Here is a 440-nt window from a genome sequence, read left to right as displayed (position 1 = left end):
GGGCGACACAACGTCGAAGAAATATTCAGGTGCTGCGATCTGCGTTTTGCTATAGGCGAGCACGATCTTGGGGTCCCACCAGCCTTCCGGCGACGTATCCGTATAGGTAAAGACCGTGTTCTGGCGGCGCAGGTCGTAGTTCCGCAATTCGGGTTCCCGGCCCGGTCGATTGATATAGACATTGGCGCGATAGGGGCGTAGCGCGTCGTCGCGGACCCGCTCGTGGCTGAGCTCGAATCGATGGCCCTCGACACTCTCGTAAGCGACCTTGGCTAACCCGCTGATTAGATCGGTGCCGGTCCCCGGCATCCCCTCGCCGTTGCCGGCGGTGAAGTTACCGCCACGGCCGTAATTGATGTAGCCGAGGTACTCGAACCCGTCCTGCTGGCCGAAGGCGCTCACGCCGGTGGTGAATGTCCCGCTGTTGGTGTCCCATATGC

The 440-nt window shown here is 61.1% G+C and carries 1 pseudogene; it reads right to left on the bottom strand.

What is annotated here, in order from left to right:
- A pseudogene (locus EOA86_RS38130) lies at positions 1–440 on the bottom strand (TonB-dependent receptor); the annotation flags it as partial.

This window comes from Mesorhizobium sp. M5C.F.Ca.IN.020.32.2.1 (genome assembly GCF_004023105.1).
Classification (GTDB): domain Bacteria; phylum Pseudomonadota; class Alphaproteobacteria; order Rhizobiales; family Rhizobiaceae; genus Mesorhizobium; species Mesorhizobium wenxiniae.
The sequence above is the reverse complement of the archived record's forward strand: the minus strand, read 5'-3'. Positions and strand labels throughout refer to the sequence as shown.